The 19,675-nt window shown below is 63.7% G+C and carries 19 protein-coding genes; all 19 read left to right on the forward strand.

The annotated features are described in order from the left end of the window. Nucleotide 1 precedes the first annotated feature (1 nt). The 19 genes from O9Z70_RS13445 (at nucleotide 2) to O9Z70_RS13535 (ending at nucleotide 19,568) form a co-directional block, all read left to right on the forward strand. Entirely contained in the window at nucleotides 2-1,552 is a 1,551-nt protein-coding gene (locus O9Z70_RS13445) for a phage portal protein (RefSeq protein ID WP_286019953.1), read from the forward strand. A gap of 13 nt (nucleotides 1,553-1,565) precedes the next feature. After that, entirely contained in the window at nucleotides 1,566-3,623 is a 2,058-nt protein-coding gene (locus tag O9Z70_RS13450; protein WP_286019954.1) for a prohead protease/major capsid protein fusion protein, read from the forward strand. 74 nt (nucleotides 3,624-3,697) lie between these two features. After that, nucleotides 3,698-4,063 (forward strand): DUF2190 family protein, encoded by a 366-nt coding sequence (locus O9Z70_RS13455; protein WP_286019955.1) that lies wholly within the window; start codon nucleotides 3,698-3,700, stop codon nucleotides 4,061-4,063. A 12-nt stretch (nucleotides 4,064-4,075) separates the two neighbouring features. Further along, entirely contained in the window at nucleotides 4,076-4,390 is a 315-nt protein-coding gene (locus tag O9Z70_RS13460; protein ID WP_286019956.1) for a head-tail joining protein, read from the forward strand. Next, nucleotides 4,387-5,025: a DUF6441 family protein gene (locus tag O9Z70_RS13465; RefSeq protein ID WP_286019957.1), complete on the forward strand. Its 639-nt coding sequence runs from the start codon at nucleotides 4,387-4,389 to the stop codon at nucleotides 5,023-5,025. Before O9Z70_RS13460 ends, O9Z70_RS13465 begins: the two co-directional genes overlap by 4 nt. Before the next feature lie 4 nt (nucleotides 5,026-5,029). Next, the gene (locus tag O9Z70_RS13470; RefSeq protein ID WP_286019958.1) at nucleotides 5,030-5,467 is read left to right on the forward strand and encodes a hypothetical protein; all 438 of its coding nucleotides are present in this window, start codon (nucleotides 5,030-5,032) and stop codon (nucleotides 5,465-5,467) included. A 13-nt stretch (nucleotides 5,468-5,480) separates the two neighbouring features. Continuing rightward, nucleotides 5,481-6,419 carry a phage tail tube protein gene (locus O9Z70_RS13475; RefSeq protein ID WP_286019959.1) on the forward strand — a complete coding sequence of 313 codons (939 nt, stop codon included), beginning with the start codon at nucleotides 5,481-5,483 and terminating at the stop codon, nucleotides 6,417-6,419. Then, complete coding sequence (locus O9Z70_RS13480; RefSeq protein WP_286019960.1) at nucleotides 6,419-6,874, forward strand: phage-derived protein YdaY family protein; 456 nt, start codon at nucleotides 6,419-6,421, stop codon at nucleotides 6,872-6,874. The genes O9Z70_RS13475 and O9Z70_RS13480 overlap by 1 nt, the downstream gene beginning before the upstream one ends. Nucleotides 6,875-6,954: 80 nt before the next feature. Then, nucleotides 6,955-7,095 (forward strand): DUF7697 family protein, encoded by a 141-nt coding sequence (locus O9Z70_RS13485; RefSeq protein ID WP_286019961.1) that lies wholly within the window; start codon nucleotides 6,955-6,957, stop codon nucleotides 7,093-7,095. Beyond that, complete coding sequence (locus O9Z70_RS13490) at nucleotides 7,085-9,178, forward strand: phage tail tape measure C-terminal domain-containing protein (protein WP_286019962.1); 2,094 nt, start codon at nucleotides 7,085-7,087, stop codon at nucleotides 9,176-9,178. Before O9Z70_RS13485 ends, O9Z70_RS13490 begins: the two co-directional genes overlap by 11 nt. Continuing rightward, a complete protein-coding gene (locus O9Z70_RS13495; protein WP_286019963.1) occupies nucleotides 9,178-9,804 on the forward strand; it encodes a DUF2460 domain-containing protein in 627 nt (208 codons plus the stop codon). Before O9Z70_RS13490 ends, O9Z70_RS13495 begins: the two co-directional genes overlap by 1 nt. A 3-nt stretch (nucleotides 9,805-9,807) precedes the next feature. Then, nucleotides 9,808-10,692 (forward strand): phage/gene transfer agent baseplate hub protein, encoded by an 885-nt coding sequence (locus O9Z70_RS13500; protein WP_286019964.1) that lies wholly within the window; start codon nucleotides 9,808-9,810, stop codon nucleotides 10,690-10,692. Next, on the forward strand, nucleotides 10,689-11,153 hold the full coding sequence (locus tag O9Z70_RS13505) for a C40 family peptidase (protein ID WP_286019965.1): 465 nt from the start codon (nucleotides 10,689-10,691) through the stop codon (nucleotides 11,151-11,153). Before O9Z70_RS13500 ends, O9Z70_RS13505 begins: the two co-directional genes overlap by 4 nt. Before the next feature lie 6 nt (nucleotides 11,154-11,159). Further along, entirely contained in the window at nucleotides 11,160-15,125 is a 3,966-nt protein-coding gene (locus O9Z70_RS13510) for a baseplate multidomain protein megatron (RefSeq protein ID WP_286019966.1), read from the forward strand. A gap of 9 nt (nucleotides 15,126-15,134) precedes the next feature. Then, a complete protein-coding gene (locus O9Z70_RS13515) occupies nucleotides 15,135-17,840 on the forward strand; it encodes a DUF2793 domain-containing protein (RefSeq protein WP_286019967.1) in 2,706 nt (901 codons plus the stop codon). Nucleotides 17,841-17,959: 119 nt separating this feature from the next. Then, entirely contained in the window at nucleotides 17,960-18,295 is a 336-nt protein-coding gene (locus tag O9Z70_RS13520; protein ID WP_286019968.1) for a hypothetical protein, read from the forward strand. Beyond that, nucleotides 18,282-18,413 carry a hypothetical protein gene (locus O9Z70_RS13525; protein WP_286019969.1) on the forward strand — a complete coding sequence of 44 codons (132 nt, stop codon included), beginning with the start codon at nucleotides 18,282-18,284 and terminating at the stop codon, nucleotides 18,411-18,413. Before O9Z70_RS13520 ends, O9Z70_RS13525 begins: the two co-directional genes overlap by 14 nt. Nucleotides 18,414-18,492: 79 nt before the next feature. Continuing rightward, nucleotides 18,493-19,281: a glycoside hydrolase family 108 protein gene (locus tag O9Z70_RS13530; RefSeq protein ID WP_286019970.1), complete on the forward strand. Its 789-nt coding sequence runs from the start codon at nucleotides 18,493-18,495 to the stop codon at nucleotides 19,279-19,281. Then, complete coding sequence (locus O9Z70_RS13535; protein WP_286019971.1) at nucleotides 19,278-19,568, forward strand: hypothetical protein; 291 nt, start codon at nucleotides 19,278-19,280, stop codon at nucleotides 19,566-19,568. The genes O9Z70_RS13530 and O9Z70_RS13535 overlap by 4 nt, the downstream gene beginning before the upstream one ends. The last annotated feature ends 107 nt before the right edge of the window (nucleotides 19,569-19,675 follow it).

The following is a 19,675-nucleotide window of genomic DNA, read 5'->3' on the forward strand; positions in this document are numbered from 1 at the left end:
CATGGCGAAAACTGCCCAGCCCCAGGGTGTCCGTTGGGGTCTGATGGATCGTGCGCTGGCGACGGTCGCGCCTCGCGCGGCCGCAAAACGTTATGCCGCCCGCGTCTCCATTGCCAACATGCGGCGCGGCTATGAAGGCGCACAAAAGGGGCGGCATACAGATGGCTGGCGGACGGCGAACACCGCGGCGGACACCGAGATTGGTGCCGCCGGCTCGCTTCTGCGAGACCGGATGCGGGACCTTGTGCGCAACAACGCGCTCGCCGCGCAGGCGGTGCAGGTGCTGGTCAACAACCTCGTCGGCTATGGCATCCGGCCTCGGGCGGCTTCGGGCAACAAGACGCTGAATAAGAAGGTCGACAAGCTGTTCGAGCAGTGGTCGAAGCGCGCCGATGCGCATGGCCACACCGATTTCTATGGCCTGCAGGTGCTGGCCGTCCGCGAAATGCTCGAGGGTGGCGACCTGTTCGCCCTCAAGCGGCCGCTTCGGCGCGATGAGGCTAAGGGCGGAGTGCCGATGCAGGTGGAATTGCGCGAGGCCGATCACCTCGACACGTCAAAGTTCCTCGAGGAGGTCGGTGGGCGGCGCATCAAGCAGGGGATCGAGTACGACCGCTCCGGGCGCCGGCAGGCGTACTGGATGTATCCCGATCATCCCGGTGACGTCTCCCTCGCCTTCTCGCGGCGGCTGGATTCGGTGCGGCTGCCATCCGATATGGTCGCGCATCTGTTCGAGCGGCAGCGGGTGCAGTCGCGCGGGGTGCCTTGGGGCACACCGGCGTTGACTGCACTTCGCGATCTCGGGGACTGGCAGGTCGCCGAGATGGTCCGCAAGAAAACCGAGTCTTGCATGGTCGGCATCGTGTTCGGCGATGATCAGGAACTGTCGGCCACGCCGACGATCAAGGATGATCAAGGCCGAACCATCGAGCAGTTCGAGCCTGGTCTGATCGCTTATGCGTCGGGCGGGAAGGACATCAAGTTCAACCAGCCGGCGGCTACGCCGGGCATCCGCGAGTGGAATCTGGTGCAGATGCACATCATCGCGGCCGGCTTCCGGGTGCCTTATGTGTTGATGACCGGCGATCTATCGCAGGCCAACTTTTCGAGCAGCCGCGTCGGGCTCAACGAGTTCCGCCGCATGATCGAGCAGGTGCAGTGGCAGATCGTCATCCCGATGCTCTGTGAGCGCATCTGGGATTGGTTCATCGACGCGGCCTATACCGCCGGCCTGATCTCGTCCGCGGACGTGCCTGCCGAATGGGCGCCGCCCCGGTTCGAAAGTGTCAACCCGCTGCAGGATGCGCAAACCGATCTGCTCGAGGTTCGGGCGGGCTTCGCCAGTACGCCGCAGATGATCGGCAAGCGCGGCTATGATCCGCTCGAGGTGCTCGGGGAACAGGCACAGTTCGTCGAGGAAGCGGACAGGCTGGGCCTCGTGTTCGACAGTGACCCTCGGAAGGTCACCAACGCGGGCCTCGCTCAGGCCAAGGATCCGCTCGATGTCGATGCGGACCCCGCCAATCCGCCGCCTGGTCACGAGAAAGCTTAGGAAAGTCAGGACAATGGAGAACGTCATCGACCTACCCCTTATCGGGCGGGCCGCCGAAGTCGTGCCAAGTTCGGTAAATGCCGAGGAGCGTACTGTCGAAATCGTCTGGACTACCGGCGCGACAGTGCAGCGGGTGCGCTGGGAAGGCTGGGATGATCGCATCGAATACGATGAGGAGCTGGTCGTTTCCGGCAATGCGGTTCGCCTCGATCGTCTCAATGCCGGTGCTCCGTTCCTTAATGCGCACAGTGCCTGGAGGGCGGAGTCGGTGCTCGGCTCGGTGGTGCCAGGTTCGGTCAGGATCGAAGGCGGACAAGGCTTCGCCATGATCCAGCTCACGGCGGCCGAGGACGCGCGTGGCATCGTCCAGCGCATCCTTGAGAAGAATTTGCGGTTCGTCTCGGTCGGCTATCGCGTCCACCAGTACGAAATCACCCGCAAGGAAGGCGCGCGGGAGCACTGGCGCGCCGTCGATTGGGAACCGCTCGAAATATCGGCGGTGCCTATTCCCGCTGACCCGGGATCGCAGGTCCGCTCTGGCGCAAGCCGGACGGCAGCGCTCGCACCCTGTGTCCTGGTCCGCCAGGACGTTACCGCCGCCCCTGCGGCACAATCCGAAGGAGATAAAACCATGTCTCGCAACAACCAGCAGGCGGCTGCCGATGAGACCGAGCGCCGAGAAACCGTGGAGACGATGGAAACTCGCGCCGCAGCCTCGGGTCCGGCCGCTTCCACCCCGATCGAAACGCCGGCGCTGGACGCCGAGGCGGTTCGCGCCGAGGAGCGGTCGCGTGTGACCACGATAACCAGCCTGTGCATTCGGCATGGCCTCGATGACGCGTTCCGCCATGATCTGATCACTCGTGGCGTGCCGCTCGAGGATGCCCGCGCGGCCATCCTCGACCAGATCGCGGATGCCGATCCGCTCAATGGCCGGGCCAGCGAGCCCGCCCCGGCATTGGCTCGCGATGAGCGGGAGGGTGTGCAATATCGGGAGGCTATGGCGAATGCGCTACTGCATCGCGCGAACGCTCCCGGCACCGATCTCTCCGATGGCGGCCGCGAGTTCCGCGGCATGTCGCTGATGGAGCTGGCGCGCCACGCGCTCGAACGGTCGGGCGTCAATACGCGCGGCATGGGCCGGATGGAGATGGCGGCCGCCGCGCTTGGCCAGCGTGCGGCGGGCTATCACACTACCGGCGATTTCCCGGCAGTGCTCGCCAATATCGGCAACCTCACCCTGCGGGAAGCCTACCGCGCCACGCCACGCACCTTCGCGGCCTGGGCACGCCGGGCCACCCTGTCGGACTTCCGGCCCACCACTCGCGTGCAGGTGTCGAACGCGCCGCAGCTTGAAAAGGTGCCCGAGGGCGCTGAATTCAAGTACGGCACCTTCGGCGAGGCGTCGACGCAGTATGCGCTGGCGACCTATGGGAAGATCATCGCGTTCAGCCGTCAGATGCTAATCAACGACGACCTGGGTGCCTTCACCCGCGTTGCCAACAGCTTCGGGGCTCGCGCCGCACAACTCGAGGGCGACCTGGTGTATGCCATCCTCCTGCAGAACCCGGCGATGGCGGATGGTACTGCCCTGTTCCATGCGAACCACGGCAACCTCGGCACCGCTGCGGTGATCGGCGAGCATGCGCTGATCGAGGCTTACGAGGCGTTCGCGGCGCAGACGGATATCGATGGCACCGCCATCGATGTCAGCCCCGAGTTCATCCTCGTCCCTCCCGGCCAGCGCGCGGTCGAGGCCCGCAAGCTCCTGACGTCGACGACTCCGGCAAACACCGAGGACGTCAACACCTTCGCCAATCGGCTGACCGTAGTCGAGGAGCGGCGTTTGATGCCGACCGGAAGCGCTAAGGCGCCGTGGTTTCTCGCCGCCAGCACTGGCCTGATCGACACCGTCGAATACGCATACCTCGACGGGCAGGACGGGGTGTTCACCGAGACCCGGAACGGGTTCGAAGTGGATGGCGTCGAGATCAAGGCGCGCCTCGACTTCGCTGCTGCCGCCATCGACTGGCGCGGCCTCTACAAGAACGCCGGCGCGGATCCTGTGTAAGCGCCGGGTGAGCTACGTGGGCGGGGTTTCGAACCTGCCTGTTCCCTTCTCTCTACTCTCGAGGAGCACCTCAAATGAAGAACTTTCTTGCACATGGCGACGTGATCGAGATCACGGCCACCGCCGATATTAAGTCCAGCGAGGGTGTCGTGGTCGGCACCATCTTCGGCGTTGCCATGAACGACATCGCCAATGGCGAAAAGGGTCCGATCAAGCTGTCCGGTGTCTACGATCTGCCGAAGGCAGGTTCTCAAGCATGGACCGAAGGCGCCGCCGTCCATTGGGATGCGGGCAACAAGCGCTGCACCACCGCGGCGACGGGAAACCGTCTGATCGGCTGCGCGATCGAAGCGGTCGGCGGTGGCGCAGGCCTGACGGCAGGCAAGGTGCGGCTCAATGGCATCGCCGGCGTCGGCAATGTCGTGGCGGTCGGCAGCTAAAGGGCCGGTCCCATGAGCGCGTTCGCCGCCGGCATCAATGCCATCTTCGCCGATCCCAACATGGCAATGGCAGCATTGTATCGTGCTGGCGGCGCTGGCGCTGGCGTTCCGGTGCGCGTGATCTTCCGCGCGCCGGACCGCATCGCCAATTGGGGCGATGGCCGGTTCGTCACGGACACGATCTTTGTCGATGTGCGTGTCTCTGACGTGCCGGCTCTCAAAACGGGGGACACTTTCGAGATTACCGGTGATCTGCTCGAGGTCCGCTCCGATCCGGTGCGGGATCGCGAGCGGCTCTGCTGGGCGGCTGAGGTGCGCGAGCTATGATCCGCGCGGTGACGGTCGGCGATATCGCTAAGATCATGCGCGAGGAGTTCGCCGCCGGCGAGAAGGCCGTCAAATCCGCCATGTCGGCGGCGGGCAAGGGCATTCAGGACGGCTGGCGCTCGCAGATCATGACGGCAGGCCTCGGGCTGCGCTTGCCGCGCACTATCCGGACGCGGTCCTATCCCATCGGTCAGAATTCGATGAATTCCGCCGCGCTCGTCTGGGCCAATGCGCCGGAGATCATCAGTGCGTTCGACCGGGGTGTAACGATCCGGTCAAATGACGGCTTCTGGCTTGCAATCCCGACGCCGGAGGCAGGCAACAAGGGTGTTGGCCGGGCGCGCATCACGCCTGGCGGCTACGAGCAGCGGACCGGTTTGCGTCTTCGCTTCGTCTATCGGGAGAACGGCCCGAGCCTGCTGGTGGCGGATGGAGCGCGCCTCGATTCGCGGGGGCGAGCTGTCATGAGCCGGGCCAAGGTTCGAGCGGATGGCACCCAGCGCGGAGCGGTGACGGCGGTAATCTTCTGGCTGGTGCCGCAGGTCACGCTCCCGAAAAAGCTCGACCTGACCCGCGATATCGACACATGGGCGACCAGAATCCCGGACCTGATCGTCAAAAACTGGCCGGAGTAGAGCGATGGCAGATTCGTACATGGAGCAGCGGCTTAAGGCTCTGTATTCCGCCATCAATACTGCAAAGCCGGCCGGAGCAACTGTTCTGCGCAATGCGATCCTTCCGGCCCGGATCCCAGCCGGTGGCCTGATCATCGTCCGCGATGGAACGCCTGGCGAGCCCGAGGTGCTGATGTCGCCGCCGCTCTATTATTACGAGCACGAGGCGGAGGTGGAGATCATCGTCGACCGTCCCGGCAAGGTGCGGGAGGCCGTTTTTGACACGCTCAAACAGGCGGTGGGTGGCGCCATCGCCGCAGATCGCACACTCGGCGGATTGTGTGACTATGTCCTCGGACAATCGCCCGCGCCTGTCTTGCTGCCGATCGATGGCGGCGAAGGATTAAAGGCCGCCACCATTCCGGTGGTGCTTATGTACGGGTCGCCGGACCCGCTGCTCTAAAGGAGATTTTGGAATGGCACGCGCCCAGGGCGCGCGGTCGCAGCTGGCGGCCGCGTTCGAGACTGTTTACGGCACGCCGCCGTCGAGCGGGTACACCAAGCTGCCTTTTGCGTCGACCACGCTCGGATCGGCCCAGCCGCTGATCGCGAGCGAGTTGCTCGGCTATGGCCGCGATCCGCTGGCACCGATCAAGGATGCGGTGACCGCCGATGGCGATATCGTCGTTCCCATCGACGCGGAAGCGTGGGGATTCTGGCTCAAAGGTGCGTTCGGCGAGCCGGTCACCACTGAGGACGATGGCATCTTCACCCATATATTCGAGTCGGGAGCATGGGTACTGCCGTCGCTATCCATCGAGAAGGGTCTCCCGGACGTGCCGCGCTTCGAGATGTTCGCCGGCTGCATGATCAATTCGCTGTCTTGGCAGATGCAGCGCTCGGGCCTTCTCACGTCGACGGTCAACATTATCGCGCAGGGCGAAGACGCTGCCATGACGTCGCAGGCAGGGACACCGGCAAATATAGCCTTATCCCGCTTCGGGCACTTCAACGGCTCGATCTCCCGCGAAGGGATATCGCTCGGCAATGTCGTTTCGACCAACATCACCTATTCAAACAATCTCGACCGCATCGAAACGATCCGGGCCGATGGCAAGATCGACGGCGCGGACCCTTCGCTGGCCGCGCTGACCGGCAGCACCATCATGCGGTTCGCCGACACCACGCTGCTCGAGCAGGCGCTCAATGGCCAACCATGCGAGCTGAAGTTCGCTTATGCGTTCGGCGAGATCGCCTTCGAGCTGGTGACGCACGCAATCTACCTGCCGCGGCCCCGGGTCGAAATTCCTGGGCCGCAGGGCGTCCAGGTTACCTTCGAATGGCAGGCCGCGCAGGATCCCGCCTCGGGCATCATGTGTACCGCTAGGCTCGTCAACAAAGTCGAGGAATACTGATGCTGCGGCTCGATCTCAAACGTCAGGCTATCTGGGTCGACCTGGGACATGGTGTCCGGCTCGAGTGCGATCCACTGACAACGGCGGTGATGGCTGCTGCCCGCAAGGATCCCTCGGTCCGAGAACTGCCCGAGGACACTTCCCAAGACGATATGGCTATCGTCATGGCTAAGGCCGTTGCGCGCCGTGTTGTTCGCGCTTGGTCCGGCGTCGGTGATGTGGATGGGGTCGCGCTCAAAGTATCCCCGGAAGGGATCAATGCGCTGCTCGATATCTGGGTCCTTTTCGACGCCTTCCAGACCAAATATCTGGCGTCGGGTTTTCTGCTGGATCAGGAAAAAAACGGCTCCGCGCCCTCGCCGATTGGCATTTCGGCGGGGGCGATAGCTACTGCGCGGCCTGCAAAGGGCTCTGCGAAGAGTGCCCGGCCAAAATCAACGCGCCGCAAACCCTAGAGGGCGAGCAGGTCTGGGATTTGGCCATGCGGCTCGGAGGCCAGCTCCGCGTCGCGCCAGGAGCCATCATCGGATGGGACATGAACGCAGCGCTCGCTCTTGCGTGGGCGCTGGGAATCGACGTGCGCGCGGTGGCCGAGTTGCTGCCGGAGATTGAGGCTGAAATGGCATCGAAACTGAATGAGCAAATCGACCGGGGGAGTAGCGACCATGGCGCGTAAGCAGGTCGGTGTCCGTTTGGTCGCCGAAAATGGCGAGATCGTCAAAGCCGAGCTCGATGGCATTGGGGATTCCGGGGAGAAGGCCTTCGGTCGCATCGAGGCAAAATCACAGGCGATGGGGCGGGCCATAACGGTAGCGTTGGCAGCGGCTGCAGCGGCCGCCGTCGCGGCAGCGGGGGCCATGGTCCGCGATGGAATGAGGGTCATTGATGCGCAGGCCAAGAGCGCGGCCCCGCTGAACACCACCGTCGAATCGGTGCAAATCCTCCATCGTGCTGCAGATCGCACTGGCGCGTCCATGGCCGAGGCGGAGGCTGGCGTTGTCCGCTTTACTCGTCGCCTGTCGCTTTTCGAGAGAGATGGCAGCGGCCCGGCGGCTAAAGCCCTCAATCAGCTGAAGCTCAACGCAACCGAATTGCTCACCCTGCCGATCGACGAGCGGTTGATTGCGGTCAATGAGGCGCTGGATGAGTACGCCACAGATGCGGAGCGGGCTGCGCTGCTAAGCCAGCTTTTCGGGGATAAGTCCTGGACGGCATTTTCGCGTCTCGATACCGAAAACCTGCGGCAAGCCGCAGAGGATGTGCGTGATTTCGGCATCGCGGTATCCGATCAGGACGCCGCTCAAATTGAGCGCACGAACACGGCTCTTTCATATATGGGGCTGATCTGGCGTGGAATATCCAATCAGTTGGCGGTTGCGGTAGCGCCAGCGCTCGAATCCGTCGCTGAAGCTATGGCGGCAATTGCATCCCGCTCGGGGCCGCTGGGGCAGGCCATAAAGCTGGTGTTCGACAATATCGGCCGTCTGGCCACCTATGCCGCGACCTTCGCCACATTCATGGCTACGCGATGGGTCTGGGCCTTCGTTGCCGCGCGAGTGAGTACAGTCAATCTTGTAACGGCGCTCACGCTTCTGCGCGGTGCGTTGATCCGCACGGGTTTTGGCGCTCTGGTCGTCGCCGCCGGCGAACTGATTTACTGGTTCGGACGGGTGGTGAGCGCCACCGGCGGTTTGGGCGCGGCGCTCTCGTTGCTTGGTGAAGTTGCGGCCGGGGTCTGGGACGGCATTGTCACCTCGGCAAAGGCGATTCCGGTTGGCTTGCAGTCAATTTGGGCAACGGTGCGCGGTGGGTTCCTCCGGATGATGGAGGGGTTGGCCGAGCGATGGGCCAATTTCCTTCACAACATTTCCGACTCTATGCGGTCGGTACCATTCATAGAGGATGCCGCACTCGCGGTTTACAGCTCGGCGGTAACGGCGGGATCCGCGTTTTATGAGCTGGGGGCGGCCGCGAACGCTGCCGAGCGGGATGCGGCCGCCCTAAAGGAGGAAGCCGGGCGGCTGGTGAGCGAGGGTTTCGACAAGGTTCGGGATGCGGTCGGCCGTCTCGTTGAGGTTGTGGCCCGCGCAGGCGAGGACAGTGAGGGCGCGCTCGACGACACAAGGGCGGCCGCCGATGCCGTAACGGAAGCGCTCGACGAGGCCGGGAAAGCCGGCGCCGCCGCGGGTAAACTGATCAAGGTAGGCGGCGAGGTAGCGGCGACCGGTTGGGCAAAGACCCTCGAAACGATCCGAGAATATGCCAGCGATGCCATGGATATGGCTGGCAATATTGGGGACAGCATCGTCTCGGCCTTTCGGGGTGCGGAGGATGCGATCGCCGATTTCGTCAAGTCCGGCAAGCTCGACTTCTCCAACATGATCACCTCCTTCATCGCTGACCTGGCCCGGCTTGCCACCCGGCGGTTCATCCTCGGGCCTATCGCCAATGCGCTCGACGGAATTCTTGGCGGGGTCAACCTGCCGTTCCTGTCCATGCCGAGTTTCGATGGCGGTGGGCACACGGGCTACGGTCCTCGGGTTGGCGGGCTCGACGGCAAGGGCGGCTATATGGCGCTGGTGCATCCGCGCGAGCGCATCATTGACGAGACCCGCGGTTCGAGCCGCCCTCGCGAGCGCGAGGTGCCACCCGTCTACGTCACCATCCAGGCGCGGGATGTCGAAAGTTTCCGGCGGAGCCGGACCCAGATCGGGTCCGATATTCAGCGCGCCGTCGCCATGGGTTCGAGGGGACGGTAATGGCGTTCCATGAGGTGAGGTTTCCCGACAACATTTCGCGGGGCGCGCACGGTGGTCCGCGCCGCCGGACGGACGTTGTCACGCTGGATTCCGGGCGGGAGGAACGCAACGCGCGCTGGGCGGATTCGCGGCATGCGTATGATGCGTCCTATGGGGTCCGCCGGGCCGACGATCTTGCCGCCGTCAAGGCGTTCTTTGAAGCGCGCAATGGCCGGCTCCATGGCTTCCGGTGGAAGGATTGGGCGGACTACAAGTCGTGTCTCCCCTCTCAAGGGCCAGCGCCAACCGATCAGGTGCTGGGCATCGGCAACGGATCAGCCACCACGTTTCAGTTGCGCAAGGAGTATCGCAGCGGATTCTGGTCTTATTGGCGCACCATCCGGAAACCGGTTGCCGGCTCAGTCGTGATTGCAGTGAACGGGGCCCAGCGCATCAGCGGCTGGTCGGTCGATCCCCCCACCGGAGTCGTCACCTTCTCGTCGGCTCCGGGCAGCGGCCAGGGCGTTACGGCCGGTTTCGAATTCGATGTTCCGGTCCGCTTCGAGTCGGACGAGCTCGACATCACGCTGGATTTCGAGCGCCTCGGCTCGATTCCGGCCATCCAACTGCTCGAGATCAAGGTTTAGACGATGAAGGCAATTTCGTCCGGTCTCCAGGCGCATCTGGACTCGGGAGCCACCACACTCGCCTGGTGCTGGCGGATCACCCGAAGTGATGGAGTGGTGCACGGCTTCACTGATCACGACCGGGTTTTGGCCTTCCTCGGGACCGATTTCGAGCCGGATTCGGGCTTCATCGCGTCGGAAATTCGCACCGGCAGCGATCTGGCAGTGGATGCGCAGGATGCCGAAGGCGTCTTGAGTTCGGACCGCATTACCGAGACCGATATTCTTGACGGCCGGTGGGACAATGCAGTGGTCGAGGTATGGCGGGTGAATTGGCGCAACGTGTCCCAGCGCGTTCTTATGCGGCAGGGCAATATCGGACAGGTCCGCCGGGGGCGTTCGATCTTCGTCGCTGAAATGCGTTCGCTGGCCCATGTGCTCAACCAGACGGTGGGCCGGGTCTATCAGGCGAGTTGCGACGCCGATCTGGGCGACAGCCGCTGCAAGATAAACCTCGAATCCAGCGCCTATCGCGGCACCGGAGCGGTGGCCGCATTCTCGGGCGGGCGGGCCTTCACAGCGAGCGGCCTGGGCTCGTTTGCCTCGGAGCTGTTCTCTCTCGGCACGATCCAGTGGACGAGCGGGGCGAATAACGGCCGGCGGGCAGACGCGGCAAGCCATTCGGTGTCCGGTGGCGTGGTGTCTGTCGCGCTGCTCGAGGAACCGGTGCGCGGCATCGAGGCAGGCGATACCTTCCTCATTCGCGCCGGTTGCGACAAGGCCCTCGGAACTTGCCGCACGAAGTTTAGTAACGTGGTCAATTTCCGGGGCTTCCCCACCATTCCAGGCCATGACGCTATCCTGCGCTATGCGACCAAGGATGGCGGCCATAGCGGGGGCGTGCTGTGAAGGCGCCGCGCGGCGCGGCCGCGGCCCGCGTCATCGCCGCCGCCCGAAGCTGGATCGGTACGCCTTACCACGATCAGGCGTCGGTCAAGGATGTGGGGTGCGATTGCCTTGGGCTTGCGCGCGGTGTCTGGCGGGAGGTCGTCGGGCCGGAGCCGACGCGGATCCCGCCGTACACTCGCGATTGGGGCGAGACCGGCGCGGTTGAAGTGCTGGCAACGGGCGCTTTGGCGTGGATGGTGCCGCTGCCGCTCGAGTTGTTGCGGCCCGGCGCGATGCTGCTGTTCCGGATGCGCGACGGCGCGATCGCCAAGCACTGCGGCATCCTCACTACCGATGACACCTTCGTGCATGCCTATGACCGCATTGGCGTGGTCGAGGAGCCGATGACCGAGTCCTGGCGGCGGCGGATCGCCTTCGCCTTTGTTTATCCAATCCGCCCGCGGGCGAAAACCAAGAGATAGAGAGATATGGCGGCTATCGCGCTGGGCATCGCCGGGACCGCTCTCGGCGGGGCCATCGGCGGTACGGTTCTTGGCATCTCGGCGGCCGCCATCGGAGGGGCCATCGGCGCGGGCATCGGCTCGATGGTCGATAGCTGGGTCATCAGCCAGCTTTTCGGTCCAGATACGCAGCGCATCGAAGGGCCACGGCTCGATGCCGCGCGCATTACCACCTCGAGCGAGGGGTCAGTGATCCCCCGGGTGTTCGGTCGGCATCGCCTCGGCGGCAACGTCATCTGGGCTACCGACTTCCGTGAGGAGGTTGTGACCGAGCGGCAGGGCGGCGGCAAGGGGGGCGGTGGCAGCGGGACTATCGAGACGACCACATATCTCTATTACGCGTCGTTCGCGGTGGCGGTCTGCGAGGGGCCAATCCGGGCCATCGGACGGATTTGGGCGGACGGCAAGCCCATGGACCTGCAGAACGTCACCTGGCGCTTGCATCGCGGCACCGAGAGCCAGAGCCCCGATCCGTTCATCGTGTCGCGCTCCGGTCCGAGCACGCCGGCCTATCGCGGCACGGCCTATGTGGTGTTCGAGGACTTGCCGCTCGAGCGCTTCGGCAACCGCATCCCGCAGCTCACCTTTGAGGTGTTCCGGCCGTTGGCGGATTCCAACACCGCCGAGGGCCTCGTTAACGCGGTGACCGTCATTCCGGCCAGCGGCGAGTTCATCTATGCCACCGAAAAGATCACCCGGGATGGCGGGCGGGGCGAAACCATTCCGGAAAATACCAACGCCACCCATGAAGCCGATTTCCGCATCGCGCTCGATCGACTGCAGGCGTCCGTGCCCGCTATCCAGCACGTCTATCTGGTCGTCTCTTGGTTCGGCGATGACCTGCGCGCCGGGCATTGTGATCTTCGGCCTGGTGTGGAGGTCCGAAACAAGGCGTCAAGCCGGCCTTGGTCGGTCAATGGTGTAGGACGGGCGGCGGCGCATCTGGTGAGCCGGGACGACGACGATCGTCCAATCTATGGTGGTACACCTGCCGATTTCAGCGTTGTGCAAGCCATTCAGGAGTGCAAGCGGCGCGGTCTGCGGGTCACCTTCTATCCGTTCTTCCTGATGGACGTCCCGCCCGGCAACAATCTACCTAATCCCTATAGCGATAATGCCGCCAGCAGCGAGCAGCCCGCCTTCCCATGGCGCGGCCGCATCACCTGCTCGCCTGCCGCCGGCTTTGCCGGGACGGTCGATAAGACCGGCGCCGCCGCCAGCCAGATCGCTGCGTTCTTCGGCAATGCTGCCAGGACCGATTTCGCTGTCAGCGGCACGAACGTCTCCTATCACGGTCCTACCGAGTGGTCGTGGCGGCGCATGATGCTGCACTACGCGCATCTGTGCGCGGCGGCCGGCGGGGTGGATGCCTTCCTGATCGGCTCGGAAATGCGCGGGGTAACCACCGTGCGCAGCAGCGGGTCGGCCTATCCGGCGGTGAGCCATCTGATCACGCTGGCTGCCGACTGTCGGGCCATCCTGGGTTCGGGAACGGATATCAGCTATGCCGCGGACTGGTCCGAATATTTCGGCCATCAGCCCAGCGATGGCTCGGGGGACGTGTTCTTCCATCTCGACCCACTCTGGGCGAATGGGAACATCGATTTCATCGGCATCGACAATTACATGCCGCTATCGGACTGGCGTCCGGGCTTCGACCATGCCGATGCGCAGGAGTTCGATGCGATTTACCAGCGCGACTATCTGCAATCGAACATTGAGGGCGGTGAAGGCTTCGACTGGTACTATGCCGACGCTGCTGACCGGAACGCGCAGGAGCGGACGCCGATCACCGATAGTGCCGGTAAGCCTTGGGTTTTCCGCTACAAGGATCTCCGGTCCTGGTGGAACAATCGGCACTATCATCGGCCCGGCGGGATCGAGTCCGGCGCGCCGACCGCGTGGGTTCCCCAAAGCAAGCCCTTCCGGTTCACCGAGTATGGCTGCCCGGCGGTGGACATGGGGCCGAACCAGCCCAACGTGTTCTATGATCCTAAATCCTCGGAATCGTTCGTGCCGTATTTCTCGCGCGGATGGCGCGACGACGGGGTGCAGCGTGCCTATCTCGAGGCGACCCTGCTCTATTGGGGCGACAACGCGAATAATCCCGCCTCGAGCGTCTATTCCGGGCGGATGATCCAAGTCGCGGATTCCGCCGCATGGACGTGGGATGCGCGGCCCTACCCATGGTTCCCGGCACTCGCCGATGTGTGGAGCGACGGGGCCAACTGGCGGCTGGGCCATTGGCTCAACGGTCGGCTGGGCTCGGTCTCTCTGCAGGCGCTGATCCGGTCGCTTTGCGAGCGGGCGGATCTCCCGGCCAATCGCATTGATGTCTCGGGTGTCTGGGGAAGCCTCGAGGGGTACAGCATCAGTGCCCTCGAGTCGCCCCGCGCCTCGCTGGGCCAGCTCGCCCGGCATTTCGGGTTCGACGCGGTGGAGAGCGGCGGCAAGATCGTTTTCCGAATGCGGGGCCGCAAGGCTGCAGCCCAACTCGAGCTTGCCGATCTGGTCGCGGCAGAGGGCGAGCGTGGCGACGTGATCGAGTTCGAGCGGGCGCAGGAAACCGAATTGCCGCTCTCGCTCAAATGGACGATCGCGCGCTCGGATGAGAATTACGATGCGGCAACGGTCGAGGCACGCCGGCGCACCGCCGATGCGGCGCGGATCGTGGCCGAGAGCTTCCCGTTTTCGGTGCCGCCCGAGGAGGCTGAGCGCCGCGTCAATCGCGCGCTGATGGAGGCATGGGTCGGTCGCGAGACATCATCGTTCCGCCTGCCCCCCTCGCGCCTCGCGCTGGATCCCAGTGACGTGGTCGAGATCATCCATGACGACCGGATTTACGAGTTCCGGCTGCTGTCGGCCAACGATGCGGATGTGCGCACGCTGACCGCTATGCGGCAGGATCGGGCAGGCTTTGCCGTGCCATCGGGGGGTGACCGCGAGGTACATATCCCTCGCCCGCCTACCTTCGGCCCGCCGGTGGTGGCGTTTCTCGACGTGCCGCAGTTGCGGGCCGAGCAGGCCGCGCATCAGCCGCTCTTGGCCGGATATGCCGCGCCATGGCCTGGCGCGCTGGCGGTCTATCGATCACCCGAGGAGGACGGCTTTACGCGGCTGATGACGCTCACCGGCTCGGCGCGGCTTGGAGAGGTGGCGTTCGACTTCTATTCAGGTCCGACCGGGCGGTGGGACCTGGGCAACGAGCTCTATGTCGATCTGTTTTCGGGCACGCTGCAGTCTCTCTCAGATGTGCAGGTGCTGGGCGGCTCCAATGCGCTGGCCATCGAGAGTGAACCCGGCGTCTGGGAAGTCGTTCAGTTCGCCGAAGCCGAGTTGTTGGCCGCGGGGCACTACCGGCTCACCCGCCTGCTGCGCGGCCTGCGCGGTACCGAGGGGGCGATGGGCCGCCCGACCGCTGCCGGCGCGCGCGTCGTGGTGCTGGATACCGCCTTGATGCCGGTGCCGCTCACTGCCGCCGAGGTGGGCCTCGACTATAATTGGCGCATCGGGCCATCGGTCCAGCCGCACACCGATCCGGCTTTCGTGGCGCAGAGCTTCGCCGCGCATGGCGTGGGGCTTCGGCCCTTCTCGGGCGACCATGTGCGTCAGCCCTGGCGCTATGCGCGGGTTCCCGGCGATCTCGCGATCACATGGCTTCGACGCACTCGCGCGCTCGATGGCGACAATTGGGAGGCGATCGAGATTCCGCTGGGCGAAGAGGCCGAAGCCTACGAGGTCGACATTCTCGATGGTGCATCTGTCCTGCGGACGCTTTCGAGCGCCAGCCCCTCGGTGGTTTATACCGGCGCCGAACAATCCAGCGATTGGGGGGCGCCACTGGGGACCGGCGCGGCGCTGGACATCGTCATCTACCAGTTCTCGCCGGCCTATGGCCGGGGATCACCCTTTATCACCACGCTTCATTTCTAGAGGGCCGTCATGAGCGACTCCGCCAACCTGCTTTTGCCGTACATCTCGGCGAGCCAAGCGCAAAAACACGTCACCCACAATGAGTCGATCCGGTTGCTCGACGGAATGGTCCAACTCGCGGTGAAGGATCGCGATTTGGCGGAGCCGCCTGGCTCCCCATCTGACGGCGACCGATATCTTGTCGCGTCGGGTGGCAGTGGTGCGTGGATGGGCTGGGATTGGAACATCGCCTATCGTGCCGATGGCGTCTGGATGAAACTGCATCCCCGCCCAGGCTGGCTGTGCTGGGTGATTGATGAGGATTTGCTACTCGCGTTCGACGGGTCGGCCTGGGCTCCGGTGACCAGCGGAGGCGGTGGTAGCGAGGGATATGCACTCAAATCTATCATCCGCCTCTATTCCGGAACGAGTTTGAACCTGGGTTCGGACATCACGGCCGTGCTGATCAAGGCTGTCGGGGGCGGCGGCGGCGGCGGTGGTGCTCAAGGCGGCGTTGGGGGTGGCGCGGTCGGGGGCGGTGGTGCTGGCGGCGCCTACGTCGAGGCGTTTAAGACCGGTGTCTCCGCAGCGACCTTGACGTTCGCCATCGGCGCTGGCGGCTCGGCCGGAGCATCAATAGGCGGCAACGGCGGGGCCGGCGGGGTGACGTCCATAAGCGATGGAAATTGGACCCTCGAAGCGCAGGGTGGAACCGGTGGAAGCGGGCAAACGACCGGCAACATGGCACAGGTCGTGGAGGGTGGTTACGGCCAGAATGCCTCCGGCGGGGATCTGAACGTCGCCGGTCAACCCGGCTCTGGCGGCATTCGCCTGGATGCCCAGAATAACCTCGCCGGCGCGGGGGCGGCCTCGCCATTTGGGTCGGGCGGGCAAGCATTCTCCGGCAACGCGACCGGCCAGCAGGGCCTCGGGCATGGTGCCGGCGGCGGCGGCGGCGCCGTGGCCGACAATGCCATGGGTCAAGCCGGTGGCGCGGGATCCGCTGGTTATATCGAAGTCGTCGAGTATATCGGCGGGAATAGCCACGACATGGGTGATCCATTCAACTTCAGCAAGGCACTAACTGGCCGCTATCGCATCGGTCTGTTCGGAACCTCACTGGCCCAGCGGGATTACGGCACGTTTCAAAAATTCAAGGAAACCGTCCGCAACAAATGGGGCGATGCTGGCTCACAATCACAGATTTATGGTGGCTTAGGGGGCACCTATGATGGTGTGTTTCAGGGCTGGTATCGCCAATATTTTGGCGGCGCAGGGCACATCCGGCTACGTGGTCAAAGCAGTTCGGTGCCGATCCGTGAAATTGTCTATGGAGATCAGCTCGACCTGTTCTGGTCCCAGGAAATGGACGCCGCCGAGTTCACCGTGACGATCGATGGGAATTCACACTCGGTCGGCGCGGCAGGTGCACAGGCATATGGCCAGATGGCCCGCTTCAACCTTCCGCTCGGCCCCCACGAATTGATCATCACACCGCCACCCAGCGGCTATTGCTACATCGAGCGCCATCTTTGCCGCAACACGCTGGCCGTCGGAGTCGAAGTTGAGGATTTCACCCTCGGCGGCTCGACCCTACGCGATGCCGTGGTGCTGCGCAGTAAGACCGGCAGCCTAGTCGACGGGATCGCCATCGACGGCGGCAACGGCATTGCCGCCTGGCATGGTGTTCCCGATCTCGATCTGGTTATCATCACCCATACGGTCAATGATGCCGGCACCCTTGCCTCTGCTGGCGGATGGGTGCGCGGCGGCGATTTCGCGACCGCGCTGGGTGATCTACTCGACGGCTACCGGACGGCGGGCGTCCCGGTAATCTATGCGATCGAAATGGCCGGGCACTTCATCATGCCCAACGATGCCGGGAATGCGAATTACCATACTGCCTTTAATCAGTTGAAGGCGGACATACTCGCCCAGAACGACAATGGCGTATGGGTACTGGATTGGGATGGTGTTAACCGCAATGACGCGGATATCCCCGCCTATGCCGCGACCTTTTACTCGAGTGTCAGCGGCCTCAATCTGTCGGCGGGCACTTATTCTGGTGATTTCATCCATCCGGACAGCATTGGCTATCGGGCATTGGACGATCTGCTGTCCGCTCGCACGGGCATACCGATCCCCTATGACAGCGACATCACCCGCCAGTTTACGGCGCGCTACCGTTCTTTTCCCTTGAAAGTGCAGGGAAGTCGCACGGTGACTATCGATAGCACCCCCAAGACCTTGGCCGCCATCGCCGCTGCTGCCCAGCCTCTGGTTCCTGCTTTGAGTAACGGCGGCCGCGTCGGGCCGGTATTTGCCGATGTCACGGCAAGCACCATCGCCGGAGTGACCGCCACCCGAAACGACATCGCCGTGGCGACTAACACGGATGCGTTTGGCAAATATGTGGACCTTTCAGGCTCTGGCATCTGGGGGTTCGCTGGCGGGCAAAACTGCTGGCTGACCTTAAAGATGTCCGGCAATGGCAATATTCGCGCTAACGGCCCCGGCGTCAGAATTTGTGTGGACGGCGAAGCCATGCCTTTCACCGATCCGGGGAACGGCCGGACTAGTATTTCTTGGAAGGCAGGCACAGCCGGTATTGATGGGCCGATCCTTGTCGCGGTGCAATTGCAAACCACGGCTGAAGGCCAGACCGTAAATGTGAGCGGCCGGGTCTATGACATTGCCGTAACCCGCTCGGACTATCCGGTATTGCTTACCGCATAGCAGCCATCGGACGAGACGTCTTACCGCGGCGCTACCATGTCATCGCCATTGGCCGACCCAGCTGAGCAATCCAGTCATAAGCGTGCTCTGGCATCGCTCGAAGGTACACGGGGGCATTCGTGAGTGACGAACCAAGTCTGTTCAGGGAAATCTTCAACGAGCGGGGTGCTCTGCTGGCGTTTTTCGGGGCCCTTGGCGGCGCCGTTCGATCCGCAACCCTGAAAACGACCTGGCGCGAAGGTATGCGCGTCGTTTTCATCGGCTCTGGGACCAGTTTCGGGGTCGGAGTATTGGCTCCTGTAGTGCTCCGGCCGTGGATCGGCGACTTGCCCGAGGAAATGACCGGCGCACTCGGTACGCTTTGCGCCGCGGCCTTTCTCGTGGGCTTGATCGCCGTGACGCTCATCGAGCGCATGATCGACAAAAAGGTCGAAGGAGAAAATGATGCGAAATGAGGAACGTCTGCTGCGCCGGCAAAAGTCCGACGCAGACCGCGATGCGCTTCATACCATCCGTGTCGGGCTGGTGATCTTCATCGTGCTCTGGATCATCCTGCCGGTCCTGCTCCGATAGGGCACTTCCGACCGAAACCGATCTTTTCACCAAGCCGCCTCCGGGCGGCTTTTTCATTGCCTAACGAAGGAGAGCAACCATGGCGGAGTTTTCTGCGGATATTCAACGATGGATCATCGCCAGCGAGGGTGGTTATGTCGACCATCCCCGCGATCCGGGCGGTGCCACCAACATGGGCATTACCCATAAGACGCTCACGGCTTGGCGTGGCCGCTCGGTGACCAAGGCGGACGTCCGGTCACTCACTAAGGCTGAGGCGCTGGAAATATACCGAGCCCAGTACTGGGATACGGTACGCGGTGACCTCCTGCCGACTGGGCTTGACTATGCGGTGTTTGACTATGCCGTCAATTCCGGTCCGGCCCGCGCGGCCAAAGATCTGCAACGTGAACTTGGCGTTAGCGCTGACGGCATCATCGGATCGATCACGCTCGAGGCTATCCGCCGCGTGGATGACATTGCCGGCCTGGTCAGTCGATTGTGCGCACGGCGCTGGGCTTTCGTGCAGGGCCTTTCGACCTTCGCCACATTCGGCAACGGATGGCGCCGTCGCATCTGGGGCGAGCAGATGGGAATCCAACCACAATCGGACAGCGGCGTGGTGGATCGCGCGACCAAGCTGGCGCTCGGGCAAGCGCCCGGCATGATACTGCCCCAGCCTGCCCCGGGCAAAGCCAATCCGGAAAGACCTTCTGTCATAGACACGCTGGTCAAGGATCCCGGCGGGCTGTCCGGTCTTGGTGCCGGCTTTGCAGCCCTACTCGGCGCCATGGCTGACCAACCGATTCTGCAGATCGCGGCGGTGGCGCTGATCGGGGTTCTAGTCTGGCGTTTCGTCCTCTCACGCAAACAGGCGGACCCGGCATGATCGGGGCACTCTGGTGGATGCTGCAGCACTGGTGGCTGGTGATCTGGGCAGCGGCAGTGGCCATCGCTTGGCGCTATGGCGGATGGCGGCTCGCATTGGCGGTGGGCACGCTCGGCCTCGGCTCGAGCATCTATGCAAAGGGGCGGCAGCACGGCCGCGATGAAGTTGAGCGGCGAGATCAGAAGCGCCGCGACTATCTCAAGGAGCACTACGATGAAATCGATTCTCGGCCTCGGGATCCTGACAATGCTTTTGAGCGGCTGCACAAGCGTGCGCGTGACGAGTAATTGTCCGAACCTGGCGCCGCCACCGCGGGCGGCAGTAGTAGCGCTGCAGCAGGCTAAGGATCCCACCGTCGACCAGTGGTCCGTCGATTTGGCGAACCACTATGACA

It is taken from the genome of Devosia sp. YIM 151766 (genome assembly GCF_030285925.1).
In the GTDB taxonomy this organism is placed as follows: Bacteria; Pseudomonadota; Alphaproteobacteria; order Rhizobiales; family Devosiaceae; genus Devosia.

What these genes read in the sequence shown, in the direction of transcription:
- O9Z70_RS13445 (WP_286019953.1), top strand. Translation starts at nt 2, where the DNA reads ATGGCGAAAACTGCCCAGCCCCAGGGTGTCCGTTGGGGTCTGATGGAT.
- O9Z70_RS13450 (WP_286019954.1), top strand. Translation starts at nt 1,566, where the DNA reads ATGGAGAACGTCATCGACCTACCCCTTATCGGGCGGGCCGCCGAAGTC.
- O9Z70_RS13455 (WP_286019955.1), top strand. Translation starts at nt 3,698, where the DNA reads ATGAAGAACTTTCTTGCACATGGCGACGTGATCGAGATCACGGCCACC.
- O9Z70_RS13460 (WP_286019956.1), top strand. Translation starts at nt 4,076, where the DNA reads ATGAGCGCGTTCGCCGCCGGCATCAATGCCATCTTCGCCGATCCCAAC.
- O9Z70_RS13465 (WP_286019957.1), top strand. Translation starts at nt 4,387, where the DNA reads ATGATCCGCGCGGTGACGGTCGGCGATATCGCTAAGATCATGCGCGAG.
- O9Z70_RS13470 (WP_286019958.1), top strand. Translation starts at nt 5,030, where the DNA reads ATGGCAGATTCGTACATGGAGCAGCGGCTTAAGGCTCTGTATTCCGCC.
- O9Z70_RS13475 (WP_286019959.1), top strand. Translation starts at nt 5,481, where the DNA reads ATGGCACGCGCCCAGGGCGCGCGGTCGCAGCTGGCGGCCGCGTTCGAG.
- O9Z70_RS13480 (WP_286019960.1), top strand. Translation starts at nt 6,419, where the DNA reads ATGCTGCGGCTCGATCTCAAACGTCAGGCTATCTGGGTCGACCTGGGA.
- O9Z70_RS13485 (WP_286019961.1), top strand. Translation starts at nt 6,955, where the DNA reads ATGAACGCAGCGCTCGCTCTTGCGTGGGCGCTGGGAATCGACGTGCGC.
- O9Z70_RS13490 (WP_286019962.1), top strand. Translation starts at nt 7,085, where the DNA reads ATGGCGCGTAAGCAGGTCGGTGTCCGTTTGGTCGCCGAAAATGGCGAG.
- O9Z70_RS13495 (WP_286019963.1), top strand. Translation starts at nt 9,178, where the DNA reads ATGGCGTTCCATGAGGTGAGGTTTCCCGACAACATTTCGCGGGGCGCG.
- O9Z70_RS13500 (WP_286019964.1), top strand. Translation starts at nt 9,808, where the DNA reads ATGAAGGCAATTTCGTCCGGTCTCCAGGCGCATCTGGACTCGGGAGCC.
- O9Z70_RS13510 (WP_286019966.1), top strand. Translation starts at nt 11,160, where the DNA reads ATGGCGGCTATCGCGCTGGGCATCGCCGGGACCGCTCTCGGCGGGGCC.
- O9Z70_RS13515 (WP_286019967.1), top strand. Translation starts at nt 15,135, where the DNA reads ATGAGCGACTCCGCCAACCTGCTTTTGCCGTACATCTCGGCGAGCCAA.
- O9Z70_RS13525 (WP_286019969.1), top strand. Translation starts at nt 18,282, where the DNA reads ATGATGCGAAATGAGGAACGTCTGCTGCGCCGGCAAAAGTCCGACGCA.
- O9Z70_RS13530 (WP_286019970.1), top strand. Translation starts at nt 18,493, where the DNA reads ATGGCGGAGTTTTCTGCGGATATTCAACGATGGATCATCGCCAGCGAG.
- O9Z70_RS13535 (WP_286019971.1), top strand. Translation starts at nt 19,278, where the DNA reads ATGATCGGGGCACTCTGGTGGATGCTGCAGCACTGGTGGCTGGTGATC.